The following is a 20,174-nucleotide window of genomic DNA, read 5'->3' as shown; positions in this document are numbered from 1 at the left end:
GTGCCCCGGTCGTCCCGGTCCCCCGCCTCCAGGTCGTTTCCCGGCGTCCTTCCGAGCCGCCGTCGGCACAGCGCCGCGTCGACGGCGACCTCTCACCCCGTCCGGTCATCCCTCCAGCCCATGAGACAAGGGAGCCCCCATGAGTTCCGTCCCCGCGACCGCGGCTCCGGCCGAGCGCGTCACCTCGACCGCCGAGCGCATCAAGGTCGGCGCCGCCGTCATCGTCGGCACCACCATCGAGTGGTACGACTTCTTCATCTACGCCTTCGCCGCGAACCTCGTGTTCGCGCCGCTCTTCTTCGAGCCCGCGGGGAAGACGGCGGGCTTCCTGCTGTCGCTCCTGACGATCGGCCTCTCCTTCCTCTTCCGGCCGCTGGGCGCCTTCCTCGCCGGCCACTTCGGGGACCGCATCGGACGCCGCCCCATGCTGGTGATCACGCTGATCCTCATGGGCGGTGCGACCACGGCCATCGGTCTGCTGCCCACCTACACCGGGATCGGCCTCGCCGCCCCGATCCTGCTCGTCGGGCTGCGCATCCTCCAGGGCATCGCCGCCGGCAGGGGGAAGGGGGTGGCGGTGACCAGCGCGACCTCCTCGCGCGGCACCGGCAGGGAGCCCGCGGCGAAGGACAGCACGATCAGGCGGGTGGCCGTGTCGTAGCGCAGCGTGTAGGGCCTCGAGGTGTCGTAGAGGGCCAGGTCCCCGGGGTGCAGGAGCGTGACGCGGCCGTCCTGCTCGACCAGGCCGTCGCCCTCGATCTGCAGGCTCACCTTCATCATCGCGCTCGAGCGCTCGGATCGGGCGATGAGCTGCGGGGTGCGGGCGACCACCGCGGGAGAGTGCTCGATGCGGAACACCGACAGGGGGCCGCGGTCGATGCGGGAGACCCGGCCGACGAACTCCTCGGGCGGGCACAGCGGGTGGACGTCCAGCGGGACGAAGTGCTCGGTGGTGAGGATCCGCCAGGTCGTGAGGTCGAGGGCCTCGCCGTCGAGCGGGGGGATGTCGAGGGCGCCGTCCAGGGGTGCGGGGCGCGGCTGCATCGGACCTCCTCGGGGCTCGTCGTCGAGTGCTCCGATGCTACTGCCGCGGTGCGGGCGGAGCGGTGCGGCCCAGCGTGGTGCAGTGCGGACGGTGCGGTGCGGCTGCCTGCCGTCCAGAGGATGCACGTCAGCAGCAGATGCCCTGGAATATGCGAGGCAGATGCCGCTGGACTGCAGATTCTGGCCGGGATCGGCGGCGATACGCTCGCGCCATGCCTGCCAAGCCCGCCTCTGCGCCGCCCACCCCGCCCGCCGACCCCGCCTCCGCCTCGTCCGCCGCATCCGCCGACGCGCGCCCCGTCATGCCCGTGGTCGATGCCGGGGCGGCACCGCTGATCGCCTGGGCCCTGGTCGACGCCGACGGCACGGTGCTCGCCGAGCACGAGTCCGCCCGACCGTTCTACGCCGCCAGCACCATCAAGCTGCACGTGCTGCTCGCGGCCCTGCGCGCGGTCGATGCCGGGGACATCGAGCTGGACGCGACCATCCCGGCCACGCGCACCTTCGGCGGTGTCGACGGCTCGGCGTTCACGCTGGCCGGGGACCATCTGGATCCGACGCATCCGGCCGACGGAACCCCGGTCTCGGTGCGCGAGCTGTTGGTGCGGATGATCGATCGCTCGTCCAATGAGGCCACGAACACGGTGATCGACCTCGTCGGTCTCGATGCCGTGGAGGCGGTGATCGAGGAGCTGGGGCTGAGGGCGACGCGGGCGGAGCGCCGCATCGGCGATGCCGCCGCTATCGCCCGGGGTTTCACCAACGAGACCTGCGCGGCCGATCTCGCCGAGACGATGCGGCGGATCGTGCGCCGGGAGGCCGGCGTGCCCGCCGGCCCCTGCTCGAAGGCGGGGCTCGTCGCCGGGGAGCTGGGGACGACCGCAGAGACCGAGACGTTCGTGGGGCCGGGGACGACCGCAGAGACCGAGACGTTCGTGGGGCCGGGGACGCCCAGGGGGTCGGGGGCGCCGTGGGGACCGAAGGCGCCCGCGCGGAAACCTGGACCGGGCCTGCTCTCGCCCGCCTCGACCGGGCTCGCACTGGATGCCCTGCGCGCCCAGCGGATGCGCGTGATCCTCGACGTCCTGCCCGAGGGCCTGGATGCCGGTTCGAAGTCGGGGGAGGTCGACGGCTTCCGTCACGATGTCGCGTTCATCGGAGACCCGTGCTCGGAGGATCTGCGCTGCCTCGCGGTCATGACGAGCGGGCTCACCCTTGCCGAGGCCGATGACACGATCCGCCGCACCGCGCGGGAGCTGCTCGGGAACCTGGCCGACTGACCGCCGCCGGGCGCGCTCGCCTGGACGCTGATCACCGCGGGCGTGTTCGCCTCGCCGACTGATCGCCGCGGGCATGCTCGCCCGGTCGCTGATCGCCGCCAGGCGTGCTCGCCAGGGAGCTGGTCGACCGCTCAGGCCCCCGCGTACGGCGGGCGCACGGCCCCCGCGTACTCGCCATGCACGTCGTACTCCTCGAGCGATTCCTCGACGACGGTGCGGCGGAAGTTGGGGGAGTGGAGGATCCGCCCGTCCCCGATCCACATCGCGACGTGCCGGATGGACTCGGCACCGGGACCGTTGGAGAAGAAGACCAGGTCGCCGCGCCGGAGATCCTCGCGCTCGACGAACGGCAGGCCCGAGGCCCGCAGCTGGTCGCCGGCGTCCCGGGCGATCTCGATGCCGTGCGCCAGCAGGATCGCGCGCACGAAGCCGGAGCAGTCGAACCCCCACGCGGTCATCCCCGCCCACAGGTACTGCAGTCCGAGGTAGCGCTCACCGTCGGCGATGACCTCCTCGGCGCTCCCGGTGCCGTAGTGCTCCCCGGCACCGCACCGCAGCAGGACGTCATCGCGGCGCAGCGCCGCCACCCCGCCGCCCGGGAGGGCCACCCGCACCGTCGCCTCGTCCTCGGCAGGGACGCGCCCGTCGTCGTCGGCGATCACGGGCAGCATCGTCGTGAATCCGATGCGGGCAGGGGGCGCGGGGACGGCGCCGCGCGGAGCGGTCTCCACGGCGAGCTCGGCCAAGGGGGCCGTGACGAGCGCCCGCGGCGCCATGCGCACCCGGTGCGCGAACTCCCGGTCCACCACGAGGTGCCGGGCGGGTAGCCAGCCGGGATAGCCGCGGGCATCGCGGGTCGTCCCCTGGCCGAGCACGACCCCGCGCACCCAGTCGCCGCGCACCTCGTCCACCTGCACGAGCGCGCCGTACAGCGCCTGCGTCTCCAGCAGGGGCAGGAGAGCACCACGGGTCTCGTCGTCGCACAGCTTCGTGTTCCAGGCGTCGGGGTCGACGGGCGCCGTCAGCGCCGGGTCGTCGATGCCGGGGCGCGGGGCGTCGGGGGAGACCCACACGGTGGAGACGGCCACGGCGACGACGGCCTGGGTCCCGGGCACGAGGGGCGCTGCTCGCTGCGGCTCCGGGGCGGCGGACAGGTCGCCCTGCTCGGAGGGCAGCGGGGTCTCGTCGGCGGGGAGCGTGGTCGCGTCTGCGGAGGGTGCGGTCGCTGTGGGCTGCGACGGCTCTGCAGTCTGCGTCGTCTCCGAAGGATGCGTCGTCGCTGAGGGCTGCGCGGTCTCTGCGGGCTGCGTGGTCATCGGGGGCCTCCGTCGAGCGGCTCGGTGTCGGGGGACAGCGGTTCCAGGCCCAGCCCGGGACCGCCCAGCAGGCGCAGGACGCCTCCGGTCTCCTCGAAGCCGCCTGCGGGCTCGGAGGAGGCGAACCAGGCGGGGGCGTCGAGGTCGATCATCGTGATCGCCGGGTGGGCGAGGGCCACGTGCGCGGCGGCGGTGATCGAGATCCGCGGCTCCATCATCGCACCCACCATGCACTCCAGCCCCGCCTCGGCGGCGAGGTCGGCGATGTCCAGGACCCGGCGCAGCGAGCCCGTTTTGGCGAGCTTGATGTTCAGCAGATCCGCCGCCCCGCGGTCGATGATCTCGCGGGCGTCCTCGGGGGTCCACAGGGATTCGTCGGCCATGATCGGCGTGGAGACGGCCGCCGTCACGCGGGCCAGGGCGTCGAGGTCGCGGGCGGGCACGGGCTGCTCGACGAGGTCGACGGGCAGGCCGTCGCGCTCCATCGCCGTGATGATCGCGATCGCCTGCGCGGCATCCCAGCCCTGATTGGCGTCCAGCCGCAGGCGGGCCTCCGGGACCGCCTCGAGCACGGCGTCCAGGCGTCGACGGTCCTCGGCGGCGTCGCGCCCCAGCTTGATCTTGAGGATCCCGGCTCCGCCGTCGGCGGCCTCCCGGGCCCGTCGCGCCATCGTCTCCGGGTCCTCGAGCGAGACGGTCATGTCGTCGACGATGCTCGACCGCGCCGCGAGGTCGCCGCCCAGCAGCTCGACCAGCGGACGTCCGGCCGACCGCGCCCAGGCGTCGTGGAGGGCGACGTCGACGGCGGCCTTCGCGCTCGTCGCGCGCGGCAGGGCGGCCCCGATCGCCTCGGACAGCTCCGCGATCGCGCCGCGAGACCCGACGAGGGCCGCGCGCAGCGGCCCGTCGATCGCCTCCATGATCGACCAGGCGTCCTCGCCCGTGACCGCGCGGGTCTCGGCCGCCGACCCCTGACCGCGGGTGCCGTCGGCGAGCTCGACCTCGGCGACCACGTACTCGACCGCCTCGGTGCGCCGCTGGGCGGTCACGAACGGTCGCCGCAGGGGGCAGCGGTGCGCGTGGAAGGCGAGGGAGCGGATCTCGAGGTCCATGACCCCAGCATCCCCCATCGGGCGCGCGCACGGGAGAGAGCGTGGACAGGTGGGACGAGTGGAGGAAGGGCGACGGGCTAGGACGTGGACCGACGGGGCATGGGGCGGCCGTCGGCCGGTGCGGCGGCCCGTTCGGCGCCCACCGACCGTTCAGTCGATTCCCCGGGAACTCCCGGAATCGCGGGCCTACGGTGCGCGCCATGGCGTCGATCCGGCGCCGCGTCCCTGATAGCCCGACCCCAGGAGGACCGTATGAATCTCGGCGACAAGCTCGGCAACAAGGCCCAGGAGCTCTCCGGCAAGGCGAAGGAGGCCGCGGGCGACGCCACCGACAACCCCAAGCTGCAGGCCGAGGGCGCTGGCGACCAGGCGGAGGCCGGCGCCAAGCAGGCCGGCGAGCACGTCAAGGACGCCGTGGGCGACCTCAAGGACGGCTTCAGCAAGTGACGCGCTGATCCCCGGCGATCCTGGATCGTCGGCCCGTGCCCGTGCCCGTGCCCGTGCCCGTGCCCGTGCTCTGCGGCCGATGATCCTCCGGCGTGCCCGTCCCGCTCAGCGGGGCGGGCACGCCGTGCTTTCCCGTCCATCCGGTCCGTTCCCGCCGGCTCGGCCTGCCCGTGCGGCGACCGACGTGGAAGGATGCAGCCATGACCTCTGCGAGCACCCCGGCCCTCAGCGAGGCGGCATCCGGCGAGACCGCTCCCGGCGTCCCCGCCGTGCCCTCCGACCTCGCCCCCGAGCGGCCGCCGCGCGCCTCGGAGGAGGCCGCCCGCTCCCTGCGCGGGAAGGGCCGGGTCTTCCGCGCCCTCATGCGTCTGCCCGATCCGGCCCTCGACGCTGTCGTGCGTCGCACGCAACGCCCGTCGAGGCCGTCGGCCCGGGTGGTCGACCCCGCGCTCGTCGCCCGCGACCGCATCGGCGCGGTCGATCGCACGATGCCGGGCGTTCCCGTGACCTGGATCGACCGCCCTCGCGCCGCTCGTGCCGCGGTGATCCAGGTGCATGGCGGCGGTTTCCTCTCGGGCGAGTCGCCCGCGCACTGGCGCTGGCTCGAGGAGCTGCGGCGCCGGGCCGGTGTCGCGGCCGCGATGGTCCACTACCGGATGCCGCCGCGCTCCCCGTACCCGGCGGCCGTCGACGACGTGGTGGCGGTGATCCGGGAGCTCGCGGAGCGCGCCGAGGTGCGCGACGGGCACTGGGTGCTCTCGGGCGACAGCGCCGGAGGCGGCGTGGTGCTCGCGGCCCTGCAGCGCCTGCGCGCCGAGCATGGGCCGATGCCGGCCGGGGTGCTGCTGACGGCGCCGTGGACGGACCTCACGCTCTCGGATCCGCAGGTCACGGAGGCCGCGGAGCGTGATGAGCTACTGGACATCGCGGGCATCCGGCGTGCCGCGGCGCGATATGCCGGCGGCTACGCCCTGGACGATCCCCGCATCAGCCCCCGCTTCGGCACGGTCGAGGGCCTCCCGCCGACGCTGATCGTCACCGGCTCGGACGACATGCTCGCGGGCGATGCCCGTGCGCTCGCGGCCGATCTGCGCGCGGCCGCCGTGCCCGTGGTCCTCGTCGATCAGGACGGCGGCCAGCACGACTACCCGATCATGACGGAGGACCCCGCGGCGCAGTGGGCGCTGCGGCGCCAGGTCGTGTTCGTCCGCGAGGCCTGCGGCATGCGGGACTGAGTCCGCGTTCGGGCGCAGCGGCGCCCGCCATCGCAGCCGCCCGACCGGAGTCCCGGCTGAGTCCGCTCACCGCCCGTCGGGTGCGTCAGCGATGCGCGCCCGTCACAGCAGGCGCTGCATGATCACCAGGTCCAGCCAGCGGTCGAACTTCCGCCCGGCCTGGGGGATGCGGCCCGTCTCGGTGAAGCCGAAGCTTTCGTGCAGGGCGATCGAGGCGGTGTTGGACGCCTCGATCATGCCGATCAGCGAGTGCGCGCCCTGACTGGCCGCGAGCGGCACGAGGGCCTCGAGCAGTGCCCGGCCGAGCCCGCGGCCCTGGGCGTCGGCGGTCAGGTACACCGAGTCCTCGGCGGTCCACCGATAGCCGTCGTAGGGGCGCAGAGGAGCGTGACTCGCGAAGCCCACGACGCGGCCCGGCGGCGCGGTTGCGGGCTCGGGATGGTCAGCAGTTCGATCGGCGGAGTCGATGCCAGGGGAGTCCAGGTCGGGGTCAGCGCCGTCATCGAGCAGCTCGGCCACGAGCATCGACCCGAGCTCGACGTGCTCGGCGGCCCAGGCCCGCGCCGCGTCCTCGGACGGAACCGTGTCGATCCACAGGGCCGTCGAGGTGCGGATCGCGTCGTTGCGGATCGCGATCACGGCATCGGCATCCTCGGGGCGGGCGGAGCGGATGCGGGTACCGGGAGCCGAGAGCTGGGACGGCGATAGGGGAACGCTGCTCATGAGGCGAGGGTAGGGCTGGTGCACCTGTCGGAGCATCGGCGTCCGCCGCGATCCCGGGCGGACGGGAGCTCCACCATCCGCTGCAACGTGGGCATCTCGTGGCCCGACCCGGTCCGCGCTGGCGGCATCGGGACTCATCTGACGAGCCGCACTCGCCCGCCCGTCTACCCTGGGCACGTGACGCGCCCTCGCCCTGCCCCGCTCCTGCGCGCCCTCGTGCCGACCCGCGAGGTCCGCATGCGATGAGCGATCGCCTGCCCCGCGACGTCTCGGTGCCCGTGGACGGGGACGTCGACGGCCTCGACCAGCTGCGGGCCGCGCTCGACGCCGTCGCCCCGCCGCACGCCGTCCGCTACGTCCTCCAGCGCCTCGCGCTCACCGAGGCCGGACGCCCCGCGGGCGCGCACGAGGTCATCCACGCCCTGCTGGACTGCGAGGGCAACATGGTCGTGATGCCGCTGGCCGATGCGCTCGAGGCGGCACCCGAGGCGCAGGGCGAGGTCACCGCCGCCCGCGAGCGCATCGACGCCTGGCTGGACGAGCACGACGCCGCCGGGCGCAATGCGACCGAGGTGGTCCTGGATGCCGACGGCGCCGGCGAGGTGCGCATCGCCTTCGGCCTCGAGGTCTCTCCCGCCGAGGCGACGGCCGTCCCCGCGCATCCCGCCGTCCACGACGGCGCCTACCACGCCACGCACCTGTCCCCGGACCTGGATGCTCTCCGCGATCGTCTGCTCGAGGAGAGGCTCGGGAGGCGTCGGCGGCTGTGGCGGCGCCTGCGCACCGCGATCACGCGACGCGACTGACCCGCAGCGACGGGCGCCCGTGAACCCGCACAGGGCGGCCGAGACTCGCACGGCACCGCCTCACTCGCCCGGGCGCCCGTCGTGAACCCGCAGAGGGCGGGCGCCCCTGCACCGGTGCTCAACCGGCGCTCACCCGATGCGGGTCAGCTCGGGCAGGGCACCACGGTGGTCATGTCGAACTGCATCGCCCCGCCCTCCTCGGCCGCGATGTCGGTGCGGCTCACGTCCGGCTTGTCGATGATCCGGTGCCGGGTCTCCGACTGGGCCGAGGCGGCGGCCTCGTCGTCCGAGATCGCCGGGACCACGAGGCCCCCGGCGTCGGTGGTCGCGCAGATGTCGTTGCCCGCCAGGAGGATCTGGAAGTCGCCGCGGTCGATCGGGGTGTCATCCGAGACCCCGGGGACCACCGCCGCCGAGACGCGCTGGGCGAAGATCCCGATGTCGCCCGTGCGGGTGTTCAGGACGGTGTAGGCGATCGTGCCGCCGAGCTCCACGAGCCGCAGGTCCTCGCGCTCGGTCAGGTACCAGTGGACCACCGCGCGAGGGCGCCCCACCACGCGGTAGTCCGGTGCGAACTCGGTGCCGTAGAGCTGTCGATTCCCCTCATCCCAGCCCGTGTTCATCGCCTCGGCCCAGGCGTCGGTGGGCGACGCGTCGACGATCGTCTTCCGGTCCGCCGCGTCATCGGTCTCGCGGAGCGCATCGGGCTGCATGTACGCGGTCGTGACGTAGTCCGCGAGGGCCTGGCGCGCGGCGCGGATCCGGGCGTCATCGACCCCGGCCGCGGCCCATGCGGCCTTGTCGATGCCCTCCTCGTCGACGGGGATCGCCATCATGCTCGGCGCGTCGACCACCTCCCAGCGGCCCCGGTCGAGGTCGGCGAGGGGATCGCGCAGCGAGGACAGCGCCGTCGGCGTGGGGCTCGGGTCGGCATCGCCGCCGCCGTCGCAGGCGGAGAGCGGCACCAGGGCCAGGACGGCGAGGAGCGCGGCGGCGCGACGGCGGACCGGGACGCTCCGGCGGCGGGGGCGGGGCCGACTCATCGGATCACCGCGTCCAGGCGACGGCCGGGTCGGAGCGCCCGGTCTGGTCCTCGAGGTCGTGCTCGACCTGCTCGGTGCGGGCGCGGGCCCGGGCGACGATCTCTCCGGCGTGGTCGACCTCGGGCTCCGGGGCCTTCTCGGGGACGGCGGCGGCCCACACGACGATGCCGATCGAGGCGAGCACCATCACGGCGGCGAAGATGCCGATGAGGGCGAAATCGGGGAGCCCCAGGCTCCACAGGGCATCATCCGCGAGCATCGTTCCCCCTCTCGTCGTCGAGCGCAGTCTACGGGGAGGGTGCGCGCGGGCACAGGGGCGGCTGGCACAGGGGCGGCGGGCACAGGGGCGGATCGGCGATGGCGCTCGGCCAGGGGAGGCCTCCCGTTATGCTGGCGGCATTATGGCCGATGTCATCGTGGGGCGCTTCGCGCTGATCGACCTGATCGCCAAGGGCGGCTCAGGGTCGGTCTGGCGCGCCTGGGACTCCAAGACCCAGCGGGTGTGCGCCGCCAAGGTGCTGCGCCAGCGCGACTCCGCCGACCTCATGCGCTTCGTGCGCGAGAAGGGCGTGAGCTTCGACCACCCGCATCTGCTGACCCCCTACGGCTGGGGCGCCGAGGACGAGCACGTGGTCATCGCGATGCCGCTGGTCTCCGGCGGCACCCTCGAGTCGATCGTCCGCTCCCGCGGGCCGCTCGCCGAGCCCGCCGTCGTCGTGATCCTCGACCAGCTCCTCGACGGCCTCGCGATGGTCCACTCCCAGGGCTGGATCCACCGCGACGTCAAGCCCGCGAACCTGATGTTCGAGGTCACCGGGCAGGGATGGCCGCGCTCGCGCCTGGCGGACTTCGGGATCGCCGTGCACGAGGCCGATGTGCGCTTCACGCATGTCGGCATGGTCAACGGCACCCCCGGATACATGGCGCCCGAGCTGTTCGACCTCGCCGAGCCCGCGCCCTCGCACGACGTCTACGCCGCCGGGGTCGTCGCCCTGATGGCGCTCAACGGCCCGATCAAGCTGCACGACGGCGCCTTCCGCCCCGAGGAGCTCGACCGCTACCTGCGCAACGTCTCGCCCAAGCTCGCGGCCGTGCTGCGCCGCATGCTCGCGGCCCGACCGCAGGAGCGCTTCGCGGATGCGCCCTCAGCGCGCGCCGCCCTGCCGCGCGTGCCCGCGGGCTACCCGCTCACCTTCGCCGACGGCAAGCCGCTGGTCATCACCGATACCCTTCCGCCGCTGCCCCCGGACGCCCCCGGGGCCGCCCGCCCGCAGCGTCCCGCCGCGGCCGCGCCGATGGAGCAGATCCGCCAGGGCCAGGTGGCCCGCGGCTACGCGCCCGGCGCCCAGACGCCCGGTGCCCAGGTGATGAGCGGTCAGGCGAGCGGTGCCCAGGGGCCCGGTGCCCAGGCACCGGGTATGCCGACTCCGGGAGCTCAGGCCATGACGCCCCGAGGGCACAGCGCCCAGGGGCCCGGTGCCCCGGCGTCGGGGGCGCAGGGCCCCGGGCGTCCCGCCGGGCAGCAGCCGTCGATCCCGCCGCGCGGCGGCTCCGGGGTCGGGACTTCGCCCTACGGCTCGGCCCCGTCGGCGAGCCCGCAGACGGGCCAGCGTCCCGGCGGCCCGGCCGCGCAGGGCGTCGCCGGTGTCGCGCAGGGCTTCCGCGGACAGGGAGCGCCCGGGCAGGGGAGCTTCTCCCAGCAGTACGCGGCCGGCGGCACCACCCCGCAGGGCGTCCGACCCCGCGCGGTCCCGACGGGTCAGCAGCACGCGACGGGGCAGCAGGCCCCCGGGACGGGTTCCCGCGCCGCCGGGCCGTCATCCTCCCGACGCCCGACGATCATCGCGGTGCTCGCCGGCCTCGGCGCCGCGATCGTGGTCGGCGGCATCATCGCGGCGATCCTCCTCAGCGTGTTCTCGGACGGCGGGAGCGACGGCGCCGACCCGACGCCGTCGTCCACGGTCTCCACGGACCTGAGCTTCGCGACCGTCGAGGACGGGCAGGAGTGCTCGATGGCCGAGCTCGGCGTCATCGGGACCACGAAGGACGGCGCGTACCTGTCCTGCGCCCGCCAGGCCGACGGCTCCTACGTCTACAGCTGAGCCCGCAGAGTCCGACCCCTCGGTGATGGCCGAGCCTGTCCGCTGACGCCCCGGTGCCCCTCGCCCGCGTGCGTGGGTGAGGGGCACCGCGCAGCCGTTCAGTAGTTGCGCGGGGCGTCCGATACCGCCAGGTCGATCGCCTGGATCAGACCGGCGCGGCGCGGGTCGATGATCATGTCGATCCGCAGCGCCGGATGCTCCGCCGAGGCCCCGTCGACGCGCCACTGCAGATGCGCGGGCGAGACGGCGAGGGCATCGCCCGCCGTGAGGTCCCCGAGAGCGTCGAGCCCCAGGCCCGCGGCCTCCACGGCGGCGTCGCGGCGACGCACCCGCTCGGCGCGCGGGACGTCCAGGTCCATGTTGTCGGCGAACCAGGCATCGGCCACCGCATCATCGGCCTCGCGGATCCAGGCGAGGGCCGCCTCGGCGGCCTCCAGGGCGCGCGGCGCGGGCGCGGGCCGACGGGCTGCGAGCAGGTCCGTCTCCGCGGCGAGGATCTGCAGGGCCTGCATCGCGAGCACGGAGGCCGGGGCGTACTTCGCGTTGGCCAGCGCCACGATGCCCACGCCGGAGTCGCGATGCCAGCACATGAACGAGCCGTAGCCGGGGTAACCGCCGCCGTGGGAGATGACGTCGCCGATACCGGGGAGGCGCTCGACGAACAGGCCGTAGCCGTAGCCGCGGATCGAGCCGAAGCCGGGGGAGGCGCCGTCCTCGCCCGCGGGGAGCTCGGCGCCGATCTGGACGCGATGCAGCTGCTGCATCTCGCGGCGGCTCGCGCTCGACAGCAGGTCCTCGTGCGCGGAAGCGGCCGGGGTGCCGACGGGAGCATCGGCCGCGGCGAGGAAGCGGGTCCAGCGGGCGATGTCCGCGCAGGTGGAGAACAGTCCGGCCATCGCCCCGTAGACGCCGGGGCCGCTGAACGGGACGGGCTCGAAGCGGGTGCGGTCGTCGCGGTCGGCGTTCCGATGCCCGATCGCCAGGCGCTCGCGGTCGGTCTCCTCGACGGAGAAGACGGTGTCGGCCATGCCCAGCGGCCGCAACCAGTGCTCGGTGATGTCCTGCATGAACGAGGTGCCGGAGACCTCGTCCACCACACGGCCCAGCATGGCGTAGCCCGTGTTGGAGTACTCGAAGCCGGTGCCGGGCCGGGAGTTGTGGCCGAGGCCTCCCCGGAGCATCGCGGCGAAGTCCTCGCGGGTCATCGCCTCCTGGCGGTCGCCCCACGGGTTGTCGGTCACCAGACCGGCGCTCATCGTCAGCAGGTCGCGGAGCGTGATCGGGATGCCCGCGGCGTCGCCGTCCAGGAGGTCCGCGGCCTCGGGGACATGCTCCTCGATGCGGTCGTCCAGGCGCAGGCGGCCCTCATCGCGCAGGCGCAGGAGCGACGCGGCCGTGAACGACTTGGTCATCGATGCGATGCGGGAGATCGAGTCGACGGACACGGGGCGCGAGCCCGGGGCGGGGGAGCCGTCGCGCAGCTCCTGGTCGCCGGCGGCTCCTGCGGCCAGGACGTCCTGCTCATGGGCGTGGCCGCCGACGATCGCCCACGCGATGCCCGCCGTCCGGTTCTCGGTGACGGCGCCCTCGAAGAGCTCCTCGATCCGCGCGAGGACATCGGCGGGGATCGCCCCGCCGGACTGCGCGGCGGTGGGTGCGGGCGTGGGGGACTGCGGGGCGGCGTCGTGAGCTGGCATGGCGTCCACTGTAGGACGGGGGTGGGACGGACGAAGACGGGCGCCGTCAGGCAGGCGCCGAGCGAGCCGGGCCTGCGCGAGCGGTTGTGCCCTCAGGAGCCGGGCGCGTCGGGAGCTGCGGGATCGGTGGCGCTGCTCAGGAGCCGGGTGCGTCGGGAGCCGCGGGGTCGGCCGCGCCGTAGAAGCGCGCGAGGACGCGGGCCACGTCCATGCCCAGCGCGTCCACGAGCAGCGCGGCGTCGGCGCGGGAGGGGTCGAAGCGCGGAGCCTCGGGGGCGTCGTGAGCGCCAGGTGCGCTTGACGCATCAGGGGCCTCGGACGTGTCAGGGGTGTCGGAGGCGTCTGCCGGAGCGGAGGGCTCATCGTCTCCCGGCGCCGCGGCCTCGCGATCCGACACCATCGGCTCGGCGCTGGGCTCCGTGCCAGCCGCTGCGCCCCCGCGCTCCGCGGCCGCCCCCGCGCCGCTGCGATCTGCGGCCGCCCCCGCGCCGGCTCGTTCTGCGACTGCCCCCGCGCTGCTGCGCTCCGCGCCTGCTCTCGCCCCGCCGCGAGGGATCGGCGCCGCGAGGTCCTCGAGGGTCACCCCGCGCAGGGTCAGCAGGACGGTCGGATCGGCGTCGACCGCCTCCACCAGGACGTAGGCGAGGGCGGCCACGTGCACGCACGGTCCCGGCCAGTCATGGCACGAGCAGTCGTGCGACAGCTCCTCGATGCCGCGCGGCAGCAGGGAGATCTCCTCGGCCTCGAGCTCGGCGGCGACATCGGCGGGGAACTGCCCCGCCACCAGCAGCGCCGGCAGCTCCGGATGGGCGTGGGCGATCCGCAGCAGCACCTCACGGTCCCCGGGCAGGATCGGCCGCACGTCGAGCCGGGCGAGAACGCCGTTGCCGGTCATCTCGTCGCGCACCTCGGCGCGGGCCGCCCCGGGGGCGATGTCGATCCACTGCACGTGGCCGGCCCGTGCGGCGCGCTTGCCGGAGGTCGCGCGCGACGGCGGCATCTGCGCCTCGAGCAGCTCGCGCAGGGACACGGCCAGCGGGCTCGTGCCCACCTGACCGCGTCGGGAGCGCAGGGGGACGTTCATCGTCGGCCTCCTCGCCCGTCAGCCCCGCCGCCCTGTTCGGTCCGACCGTTCTGCGTGGTGTCGCCGTCGTATGCAGAACCGCTGCCCGCGGCCCCTGGCCCCCGCTCGTCAGGTGCGGCGTCGACCTCGCCCGCATCGAGCGACAGCAGCGCCGCGAGCTCGTCATCGCCCAGCGTCGCGATCCACCCCTCGCCCGACCCCACGGCGAGATCCGCGAGCTGCGCCTTGTCGGCCAGGACCCGGTCGATCCGCTCCTCGACCGTGCCCGCGGAGACCAGCTTGCGCACCTGCACGTCCTTGCGCTGGCCGATGCGGAAGGCCCGGTCGGTCGCCTGATTCTCGACCGCCGGGTTCCACCAGCGGTCGATGTGGACCACGTGATTGGCGGCCGTGAGCGTGAGGCCGGTGCCGCCGGCGCGCAGGGACAGCAGCATCGCCCCGGGCTCATCGGTGCGCTCCTGGAAACGGGCGACCATCGTGTCGCGGTCCGCCTTGGCGACGCCGCCGTGCAGGAACGGGATCTCGATGCCGAACTTCTCGCTCCAGTACGGCGCGACCATGTGCCCGAACGTCGTGAACTGGGTGAACAGCAGCACCTTCTCGCCCTCGGCGAAGGCCGCCTCCAGCAGGTCGTCCACCAGCTCGAGCTTGCCGGAGCGGTGGGCGCCGTCGCGCAGCAGGCCCGATCCGTCGCCCAGGAAGTGCGCCGGGTGGTTGCACACCTGCTTGAGCTTGGTGAGCGTCGAGACGACCACGGCGCGGCGCCGATCGGGCCCGGCCTCATCGATCTCGGCCATCATCTCCGCCACGAGCGCCTCGTACAGGCCCGCCTGCTCGGGCGTGAGGTTCACGCTCTGGGTGATCTCCGTCTTCTCCGGGAGGTCGCGGATGATCGTCCGATCCGTCTTCACGCGCCGCAGCAGGAACGGCCCGGTCAGACGCGCCAGACGCGAGGCCGCCGCGGGATCGCCGTCGGTCTCGATGGGCGTGGCGATGCGCTCCTGGAACCGGGCCAGCGGCCCCAGCAGTCCGGGGTTGGCGACCTCCATGAGCGAGTGCAGGTCCGCCAGTCGGTTCTCGACGGGCGTGCCCGTCAGCACCAGGCGCCTCCCCTCGGGGAGGGAGCGGGCCGCATGGGAGACGGCGGTCTGCGGGTTCTTCACGTGCTGGGCCTCGTCCAGGACCACCCGATGCCACGGCACCCGCTGCAGCAACGGCAGATCGCGGGCCATGAGCGCATACGTGGTGAGCACGAGGTCCATCTCGCGAGCGCCTTCGACGAAGGAGGCGTCGCGCACCCGCGCCCCGCCGTGGTGGACGTGCACCGCGAGCTCGGGCGCGAACGTCGCCGCCTCCCGCTGCCAGGAGCCGACCACCGACATGGGGCACACCAGCAGCGTCGGACCCACGGTCTCCCCGCGCTCGGCGGCGACCTCCCGCTCCCGGCACAGCAGCGCCAGGACCTGCATCGTCTTGCCCAGGCCCATGTCGTCGGCGAGGATCCCGCCCAGCTCGTGGGAGTCGAGGAACCACATCCAGTCCAGGCCCCGCCGCTGGTAGGGCCGCAGCTCGGCCCGCAGCGTGGCCGGGGCGGGCAGCTCGGGCGCCTGCGCATGGGCGTCGAGCAGGCGCGCCATCTCCCCGCCCACGTCCAGTGCGTCCACGTCCGTGCCCTCGGCGGCCTCGCCGCCCAGCAGGGCGAACCATTCGCGCAGAGTCAGGTCGCCCTGGGCCGCGGTGGCCGGCGCCGGAGCGGGCACGGGCTCGGTGCCGGGTGCACCCGGGCCGACGTCCCCGTGCGGCCCGCCGTCGCCGCCGGTCCTGGCATCGTCGCCGCCTGTCCCGACATCCCTCCGCGGCTCGGCATACCCGCGCGGCTCGACGTCCTCGCGTATCCCGGCACCACCGTGCGGCCCGCCGTCACCGCGCGGGACGGCGGCGGAGGGGCCGGACATCCCGCGCAACGCGGGCGACCCCGACGGGCTCGCCGCTCCCGCGCCGCTCACGGCCGCTCCGCTTCCCGTGCCGCTGCTCGCCGGCGTCGCCCTGTGCCCGGGATCGTCCTCCCCGCCGTCGCGCACCCGTCGCCGCGCCTTCGCGCTGAAGGCGTCGAGGAAGCGCTCGGCCGCGCGCATCGTCGTCGAGTCCAGGCGCACCCACTGCCCGCGCAGGCGCACCAGCTCGGTCTGGGCGTCGCGGATCTCCTGGATCTCGTCCTCGGTCAGCTCGGTCTCGCCGACCGCCACGCGCCAGCGGAACGAGGCCATGGCCTGCAGCCCCACCCCGGGACCGGTCTTCTCCGGAGGGGCATCGGCGACCTCGGCGCGGACGCTCGCGCGCACCTTCGTCCACTGCCGCGGCAGCATCACGACCACGCCCGCATCCTCGAGCAGCTGCGCGTCGCGCGCCAGGAACGTCGAGGCCTCCGCCGTGGTCAGCAGCCAGTCGACACCGGTGTCGTCCCAGGCGGCGGTGCGGACCACGGGGGAGATGCGCAGGATCTCCCCGGCGGCCTCCACCGCGCCCGCGGCGGTGAGATCCCCGACGGCCCGCAGATCCGCCACCGGGTGCACCGTGCCGTCCGCTTCCCGCAGGCAGGTCTGCAGCGGCCAGGCCGTGCCGACGGGCGGCTCGTGCAGACGCACCACGAGCTCCAGATCCGTCGACGCCAGCTGCACCGTGGCGCGCGCCGACGTCGCGAAGGCGTCGAACGCGGTGGAGACGCGACGGGCCACGGGGATGTCGGCGTCGACAGGAGCGGCGCTCGAGGACAGGGCCGCGAGCAGGCCGAGCGGGTCCTGGGGCTCGGGGACTCCGGCTGCCGCAGGCGCCTGCGACACGCTGTCGACCGCGGGCGCGGTGGACGCGCCGGACGTGGGCGCCGTGGATGTCTCGACTGCGGGCTGCTTGGATGCGCCGGCCGCGAGCGCCCCGGACGTGGTGGGCGCCAGCACCTCATCGAGCACCTGACGCGCCCGGGCATCGACGAGGGCCCCGAGCAGCGGATCCTCGAGCCGCGCACCGTCGACTCCGATCGGCGCCCACCGGGCCCGCATCCGCCCGAAGCGCTCCTCGAGGACGGGCAGCACATGCCGTGCCTCGACCAGCACGCGGGCAGCCTCGTCCGCGGGGAGGGCCGCGAGGAGATCGGGCATCGCGATCAGAGCATCGGTCAGTCGTGCCGACGACCCGGCCTCGAGCAGCGGGGCCAGACGCTCCAGAAGGGGAGGGGCATCGGCGGCCGAGGCGCGGTCGAGGTGGTCGTGCACCGCCGTGACCAGCGCGGTCAGCTCACGCGGCGCGAGCGCGCGGGCGGGCACGCGCCGGTCGCCGCCCGCAGCACCCCCGGACGCCAGGCGCACGCGATGCCGCAGACGGCCGCCCAGTGGCGCGAGTGCCGTCTGCAGCGGCTCGGGCGCGCCCGCGGCGAGCGGGGCCAGATCCTCCAGCGCGCGCGACCGCCCCGGACCGGTCTGCTCGCGCGCCCACAGCGCCGGGCCGAGATCGGCGTCGACGACCAGGTGGAGGCGGCGTGCGGGCATGGGACCCAGGGTAGGCGCGGGGCCCGACGGACGAGCACCTCGGTGGAGGAGAGCGACCTGTGGAGGAAGCGCGGCGCCCCGTTAGCGTGGAGGCATGCCGGTCCGATCGCAGCCCGCAGCCGTCCCCGATCCCGCCACCCCGACTCCCGCCACCTCACGGCCAGTCGCCTCCGATCCGTCGGCCCCGGCCCTTGCCGCCCCGAGGCCCGCCGCCTCTGAACCCGCCACTCCCGCCGTCGTCGTCACCGACCCCGCGCGCCCAGATGCCCCGAACGAGGACTCCGCCCGCCTCGCCCCGGGCATCGCCGTCCTCGCCGACGGCGCCGGTGTCGGTCCCGCCTGGCGCGCCGGCTGCTCGCACTCAGTCGCCTGGTACTCCCACGCCCTCACCGACGCCCTGGCCGCAGCCCTCGCCGACCCCGAGCTCACGATGCGCGACGCCCTCGCCCAGGCGATCACCGAGGTCGCGTCCCTGCACGCGGACACCTGCGACCTCGAGCGCGGCGGCCCGTCCGCCACTGTCGTCGCCGTCCGCGAGCGCGACGGCATGCTGGAGCACCTGGTGCTGTGCGACTCATCCCTCCTGCTGCTCCACCGCGACGGGAGCGTCCGCCGGATCACCGACCTGCGGGTCGACGAGGTCACCGCGCGCGAGCGGACGCCCGCTGCCGTCGAGGCCCAGCGCAACGCCCCCGGCGGATTCTGGCTCGCGCGCCACGAGCCCGAGGCCGCCGAGCAGGCCCTCATCGGCGCGACGCCCCTCGTCGATCTCGATGCCGCGATCCTCGTCTCCGACGGGGTGACGCGCGCAGTGGACTTGCTGGACCTGGGGGACGACGCCGACCTCGCGCGGCGGTGCCGCACGGCAGGGGGTGCGCAGGCGCTGATCGCGGAGATCCGCACCGCGGAGGACCGCCTGGTCGAGTGCGGCGCAGGTCCCCGCAAGCCGCATGACGACGCCACGATCGCCATCCACCCGGTCGGTCGCTCCGCGCCCCGAGAGTGACCTTGCGCGCATACCCCGGTGGGGCATTCCGGGCGTCTCCCCAGGTCGCGGACACCCGCCCCCGCGAGGTTTGGTGAAATCTTGACCTTCTCGGCCCTCGCCTGCGTTTACAGCGCTCGAACCGGGGTCCTAGACTCACAGGACTCGAGACATCACCGCATCCGGAGATGCTCGAGGCGCAGCACCGATTGACAACCCCATAAGCTCCGCCTTCCCAGACCCCCCTCGGGGAAGGCGGTGGATGAGCCGCCGATCCGGTTCCCCCACCATTGCGGTGGCTCGTCCCGCCTGTTCGCCCGCACCCACCCCCTGACGGACGACAGGTCGTCGAGCGGCCCGTGAGCCCCCCGTATGACGGGAGAGAGCTCCGGGCCGCTCGCTCGTCTGCGGGGTCTCGGGGCGGGCCGTGTCGAGTGGTGGCGCTATGGCGGGGCTGCGACGATATCGTCGCAGCCCCCGCCATAGTGCCCGTGCTCGACAGGCCCCGTGGGCAGGCCACCGCGGATGGGCCCCTCGTACCCGGTCCTGGGCGTCGAATCACCTGTACCGAGCCCGCCGTACGGAAGCCGGGACGTGCAATTGTCCACGCCTCATCCCGGTTCGCCGTTGCCGATCTCCTCAGCCGATGATCGCCACGTCGCTGCCCGGGTCCAGGCGGTACCCGGCGCCGCGCACGGTCGAGATGAGGCGGCGGTAGCGGCCCAGCTTCGTGCGCACCCGGCGGATGTGGACGTCCACCGTGCGCTCGCCGGTGTCGCCCTCGGCGTCGGCCCACACCGTCGCCATGAGATCGTCGCGGGACACGATGCTCCGCGCCCGCCCGGCCAGGTGCGCCAGCAGCTCGAACTCCTTGTAGGTGAGCTCGATGTCGGTGCCGTCGAGGCGCACGCGGCGCCCGTACAGGTCGATGACCAGGGCAGTCGTCGGGCCGGGCGCGGCCGAGGGGCTCACCGCGGTGGCCGCTAGGGCACGACGGCGGGCGATCTCCACGTCGCGACGCGCGGGGGAGGACGGGGAGACGACGCCGGGGCGGCGGGTGCTCGCCGGTGCCGCCGGGGCGGTCGCGGTCGCCGCGGGGCCGAGCGTCCGCGAGGAGCGGGGCCCCGCGGCGGTGAACGGGTGGGGCGAGGAGACGTCGACGCTGGCCCGCGCCCGGCGCCCCGCGGTCAGGCGCTGGGCCTGCTGGCGCAGGGCATCGGCGAGGCGGGCGGACTCGACGTCGGGCGTGCCCGCGGGCAGGTCGATCGTGAGGGTGACGGGACGGTCCAGGGCGATGGTCATGATGCTGGTCTCCAGGGGGCACGAGCGCACGGCACTCAGCGGCTGAGGGGGCTCCCGGGATCCCGAGCCTGCGTCGTGACGATCCTGCGGCGGATCGGCGGTCGCGGCGTGGGGCTGTGCTCCCGGCGGCACCTGGAGCCCGCGCCTCTCGGCCGGCTCCTGTCAGCCGACCCCGTGGCTCTCGCCGTGGATTCTCGAGCTCAGAGGCTCGGCTGACGCTGCAGCATGCGCATCATCTGCATGTGCATCATCGACATCCGCATCGAGGGCATCGCGCCCGCGGGCAGCACGGCGGAGGCCACCGGGGAGGCGGCCTCGACACGGTGTGCGGCGGAGGTCATGCCACGAGAGTGCCCGACCGTCTCGCCTGCGGCAAGGACGCGTTCACATCGTGGGCATCGTGAACGGGGATGAACCGGCGGGCGGGGGAGAGATGAGCGGGCGGTGGGCGCGCGG

Annotated in this window: 17 protein-coding genes and 1 pseudogene; 7 read left to right on the top strand and 11 right to left on the bottom strand. The window is 74.4% G+C overall.

Annotated features, from left to right (window positions below; all coding sequences use genetic code 11):
- Window positions 1–139: 139 nt before the first annotated feature.
- Window positions 140–589, top strand: a pseudogene (locus FM110_RS01650) (MFS transporter); the annotation flags it as partial.
- Here FM110_RS01650 and FM110_RS14405 read toward each other — a convergent pair.
- A complete protein-coding gene (locus FM110_RS14405; RefSeq protein ID WP_159457944.1) occupies window positions 487–1,044 on the bottom strand; it encodes a cupin domain-containing protein in 558 nt (185 codons plus the stop codon). The pseudogene FM110_RS01650 and the gene FM110_RS14405 sit on opposite strands and share 103 nt — an antisense overlap.
- 212 nt (window positions 1,045–1,256) lie before the next feature.
- Between FM110_RS14405 and FM110_RS01640 the strand changes: the two genes are divergently transcribed.
- The gene (locus tag FM110_RS01640; protein ID WP_234991834.1) at window positions 1,257–2,324 is read left to right on the top strand and encodes a serine hydrolase; all 1,068 of its coding nucleotides are present in this window, start codon (window positions 1,257–1,259) and stop codon (window positions 2,322–2,324) included.
- A gap of 131 nt (window positions 2,325–2,455) precedes the next feature.
- On the opposite strand, the gene FM110_RS01635 is transcribed toward FM110_RS01640, so the two are convergent.
- Together FM110_RS01635 and FM110_RS01630 are read right to left on the bottom strand one after the other, a co-directional pair.
- Window positions 2,456–3,640: a C40 family peptidase gene (locus tag FM110_RS01635; RefSeq protein WP_087102041.1), complete on the bottom strand. Its 1,185-nt coding sequence runs from the start codon at window positions 3,638–3,640 to the stop codon at window positions 2,456–2,458.
- A complete protein-coding gene (locus tag FM110_RS01630) occupies window positions 3,637–4,752 on the bottom strand; it encodes a dipeptide epimerase (RefSeq protein ID WP_234991833.1) in 1,116 nt (371 codons plus the stop codon). The genes FM110_RS01635 and FM110_RS01630 overlap by 4 nt, the downstream gene beginning before the upstream one ends.
- 252 nt (window positions 4,753–5,004) lie before the next feature.
- Between FM110_RS01630 and FM110_RS01625 the strand changes: the two genes are divergently transcribed.
- On the top strand, window positions 5,005–5,199 hold the full coding sequence (locus tag FM110_RS01625; protein WP_087102038.1) for a CsbD family protein: 195 nt from the start codon (window positions 5,005–5,007) through the stop codon (window positions 5,197–5,199).
- A 200-nt stretch (window positions 5,200–5,399) separates the two neighbouring features.
- Window positions 5,400–6,434 carry an alpha/beta hydrolase gene (locus tag FM110_RS01620; RefSeq protein ID WP_087102036.1) on the top strand — a complete coding sequence of 345 codons (1,035 nt, stop codon included), beginning with the start codon at window positions 5,400–5,402 and terminating at the stop codon, window positions 6,432–6,434.
- Between the two features lie 102 nt (window positions 6,435–6,536).
- Here the strand turns inward: FM110_RS01620 and FM110_RS01615 are convergent, their stop codons facing one another.
- Window positions 6,537–7,157 (bottom strand): GNAT family N-acetyltransferase, encoded by a 621-nt coding sequence (locus tag FM110_RS01615; RefSeq protein WP_087102090.1) that lies wholly within the window; start codon window positions 7,155–7,157, stop codon window positions 6,537–6,539.
- Between the two features lie 242 nt (window positions 7,158–7,399).
- On the opposite strand from FM110_RS01615, the gene FM110_RS01610 reads away from it, so the two are divergent.
- Window positions 7,400–7,963, top strand: a complete 564-nt coding sequence (locus FM110_RS01610; protein ID WP_087102034.1) for a hypothetical protein — start codon at window positions 7,400–7,402, stop codon at window positions 7,961–7,963.
- 143 nt (window positions 7,964–8,106) lie between these two features.
- On the opposite strand, the gene FM110_RS01605 is transcribed toward FM110_RS01610, so the two are convergent.
- The gene (locus FM110_RS01605; RefSeq protein WP_087102032.1) at window positions 8,107–9,006 is read right to left on the bottom strand and encodes a hypothetical protein; all 900 of its coding nucleotides are present in this window, start codon (window positions 9,004–9,006) and stop codon (window positions 8,107–8,109) included.
- Window positions 9,007–9,010: 4 nt separating this feature from the next.
- On the bottom strand, window positions 9,011–9,265 hold the full coding sequence (locus tag FM110_RS01600) for a hypothetical protein (RefSeq protein WP_087102030.1): 255 nt from the start codon (window positions 9,263–9,265) through the stop codon (window positions 9,011–9,013).
- Window positions 9,266–9,407: 142 nt separating this feature from the next.
- Between FM110_RS01600 and FM110_RS01595 the strand changes: the two genes are divergently transcribed.
- Window positions 9,408–11,108 (top strand): serine/threonine protein kinase, encoded by a 1,701-nt coding sequence (locus FM110_RS01595; RefSeq protein ID WP_087102028.1) that lies wholly within the window; start codon window positions 9,408–9,410, stop codon window positions 11,106–11,108.
- 98 nt (window positions 11,109–11,206) lie between these two features.
- Here the strand turns inward: FM110_RS01595 and FM110_RS01590 are convergent, their stop codons facing one another.
- From FM110_RS01590 to FM110_RS14400, 3 genes are all read right to left on the bottom strand, one after another.
- Complete coding sequence (locus FM110_RS01590; RefSeq protein WP_087102026.1) at window positions 11,207–12,805, bottom strand: serine hydrolase domain-containing protein; 1,599 nt, start codon at window positions 12,803–12,805, stop codon at window positions 11,207–11,209.
- Between the two features lie 136 nt (window positions 12,806–12,941).
- Window positions 12,942–13,889: an SWIM zinc finger family protein gene (locus tag FM110_RS01585; RefSeq protein ID WP_087102024.1), complete on the bottom strand. Its 948-nt coding sequence runs from the start codon at window positions 13,887–13,889 to the stop codon at window positions 12,942–12,944.
- Window positions 13,886–17,431 carry a DEAD/DEAH box helicase gene (locus FM110_RS14400; RefSeq protein ID WP_234991832.1) on the bottom strand — a complete coding sequence of 1,182 codons (3,546 nt, stop codon included), beginning with the start codon at window positions 17,429–17,431 and terminating at the stop codon, window positions 13,886–13,888. Before FM110_RS14400 ends, FM110_RS01585 begins: the two co-directional genes overlap by 4 nt.
- A gap of 94 nt (window positions 17,432–17,525) precedes the next feature.
- On the opposite strand from FM110_RS14400, the gene FM110_RS01575 reads away from it, so the two are divergent.
- Window positions 17,526–18,437: a protein phosphatase 2C domain-containing protein gene (locus tag FM110_RS01575; RefSeq protein ID WP_087102022.1), complete on the top strand. Its 912-nt coding sequence runs from the start codon at window positions 17,526–17,528 to the stop codon at window positions 18,435–18,437.
- Between the two features lie 618 nt (window positions 18,438–19,055).
- Here the strand turns inward: FM110_RS01575 and FM110_RS01570 are convergent.
- Together FM110_RS01570 and FM110_RS14020 are read right to left on the bottom strand one after the other, a co-directional pair.
- A complete protein-coding gene (locus FM110_RS01570) occupies window positions 19,056–19,718 on the bottom strand; it encodes a winged helix-turn-helix domain-containing protein (RefSeq protein WP_087102021.1) in 663 nt (220 codons plus the stop codon).
- A gap of 200 nt (window positions 19,719–19,918) precedes the next feature.
- Window positions 19,919–20,059: a hypothetical protein gene (locus tag FM110_RS14020; protein ID WP_159457943.1), complete on the bottom strand. Its 141-nt coding sequence runs from the start codon at window positions 20,057–20,059 to the stop codon at window positions 19,919–19,921.
- Between the last annotated feature and the right edge of the window lie 115 nt (window positions 20,060–20,174).

Source organism: Brachybacterium nesterenkovii, from assembly GCF_900163655.1.
Classification (GTDB): domain Bacteria; phylum Actinomycetota; class Actinomycetes; order Actinomycetales; family Dermabacteraceae; genus Brachybacterium; species Brachybacterium nesterenkovii.
Note: the sequence above shows the minus strand (reverse complement) of the source record. Positions and strands in the feature narration are given on the sequence as shown.

Excerpts from the sequence above, each read along its gene's own strand:
- FM110_RS01640 (WP_234991834.1), top strand. The coding sequence starts at position 1,257 with ATGCCTGCCAAGCCCGCCTCTGCGCCGCCCACCCCGCCCGCCGACCCC.
- FM110_RS01600 (WP_087102030.1), bottom strand. The coding sequence starts at position 9,265 with ATGCTCGCGGATGATGCCCTGTGGAGCCTGGGGCTCCCCGATTTCGCC.
- FM110_RS01575 (WP_087102022.1), top strand. The coding sequence starts at position 17,526 with ATGCCGGTCCGATCGCAGCCCGCAGCCGTCCCCGATCCCGCCACCCCG.
- FM110_RS01585 (WP_087102024.1), bottom strand. The coding sequence starts at position 13,889 with ATGAACGTCCCCCTGCGCTCCCGACGCGGTCAGGTGGGCACGAGCCCG.
- FM110_RS01605 (WP_087102032.1), bottom strand. The coding sequence starts at position 9,006 with ATGAGTCGGCCCCGCCCCCGCCGCCGGAGCGTCCCGGTCCGCCGTCGC.
- FM110_RS01625 (WP_087102038.1), top strand. The coding sequence starts at position 5,005 with ATGAATCTCGGCGACAAGCTCGGCAACAAGGCCCAGGAGCTCTCCGGC.
- FM110_RS14405 (WP_159457944.1), bottom strand. The coding sequence starts at position 1,044 with ATGCAGCCGCGCCCCGCACCCCTGGACGGCGCCCTCGACATCCCCCCG.
- FM110_RS01620 (WP_087102036.1), top strand. The coding sequence starts at position 5,400 with ATGACCTCTGCGAGCACCCCGGCCCTCAGCGAGGCGGCATCCGGCGAG.
- FM110_RS01595 (WP_087102028.1), top strand. The coding sequence starts at position 9,408 with ATGGCCGATGTCATCGTGGGGCGCTTCGCGCTGATCGACCTGATCGCC.
- FM110_RS14400 (WP_234991832.1), bottom strand. The coding sequence starts at position 17,431 with ATGCCCGCACGCCGCCTCCACCTGGTCGTCGACGCCGATCTCGGCCCG.
- FM110_RS14020 (WP_159457943.1), bottom strand. The coding sequence starts at position 20,059 with ATGACCTCCGCCGCACACCGTGTCGAGGCCGCCTCCCCGGTGGCCTCC.
- FM110_RS01615 (WP_087102090.1), bottom strand. The coding sequence starts at position 7,157 with ATGAGCAGCGTTCCCCTATCGCCGTCCCAGCTCTCGGCTCCCGGTACC.
- FM110_RS01635 (WP_087102041.1), bottom strand. The coding sequence starts at position 3,640 with ATGACCACGCAGCCCGCAGAGACCGCGCAGCCCTCAGCGACGACGCAT.
- FM110_RS01590 (WP_087102026.1), bottom strand. The coding sequence starts at position 12,805 with ATGCCAGCTCACGACGCCGCCCCGCAGTCCCCCACGCCCGCACCCACC.
- FM110_RS01630 (WP_234991833.1), bottom strand. The coding sequence starts at position 4,752 with ATGGACCTCGAGATCCGCTCCCTCGCCTTCCACGCGCACCGCTGCCCC.
- FM110_RS01570 (WP_087102021.1), bottom strand. The coding sequence starts at position 19,718 with ATGACCATCGCCCTGGACCGTCCCGTCACCCTCACGATCGACCTGCCC.
- FM110_RS01610 (WP_087102034.1), top strand. The coding sequence starts at position 7,400 with ATGAGCGATCGCCTGCCCCGCGACGTCTCGGTGCCCGTGGACGGGGAC.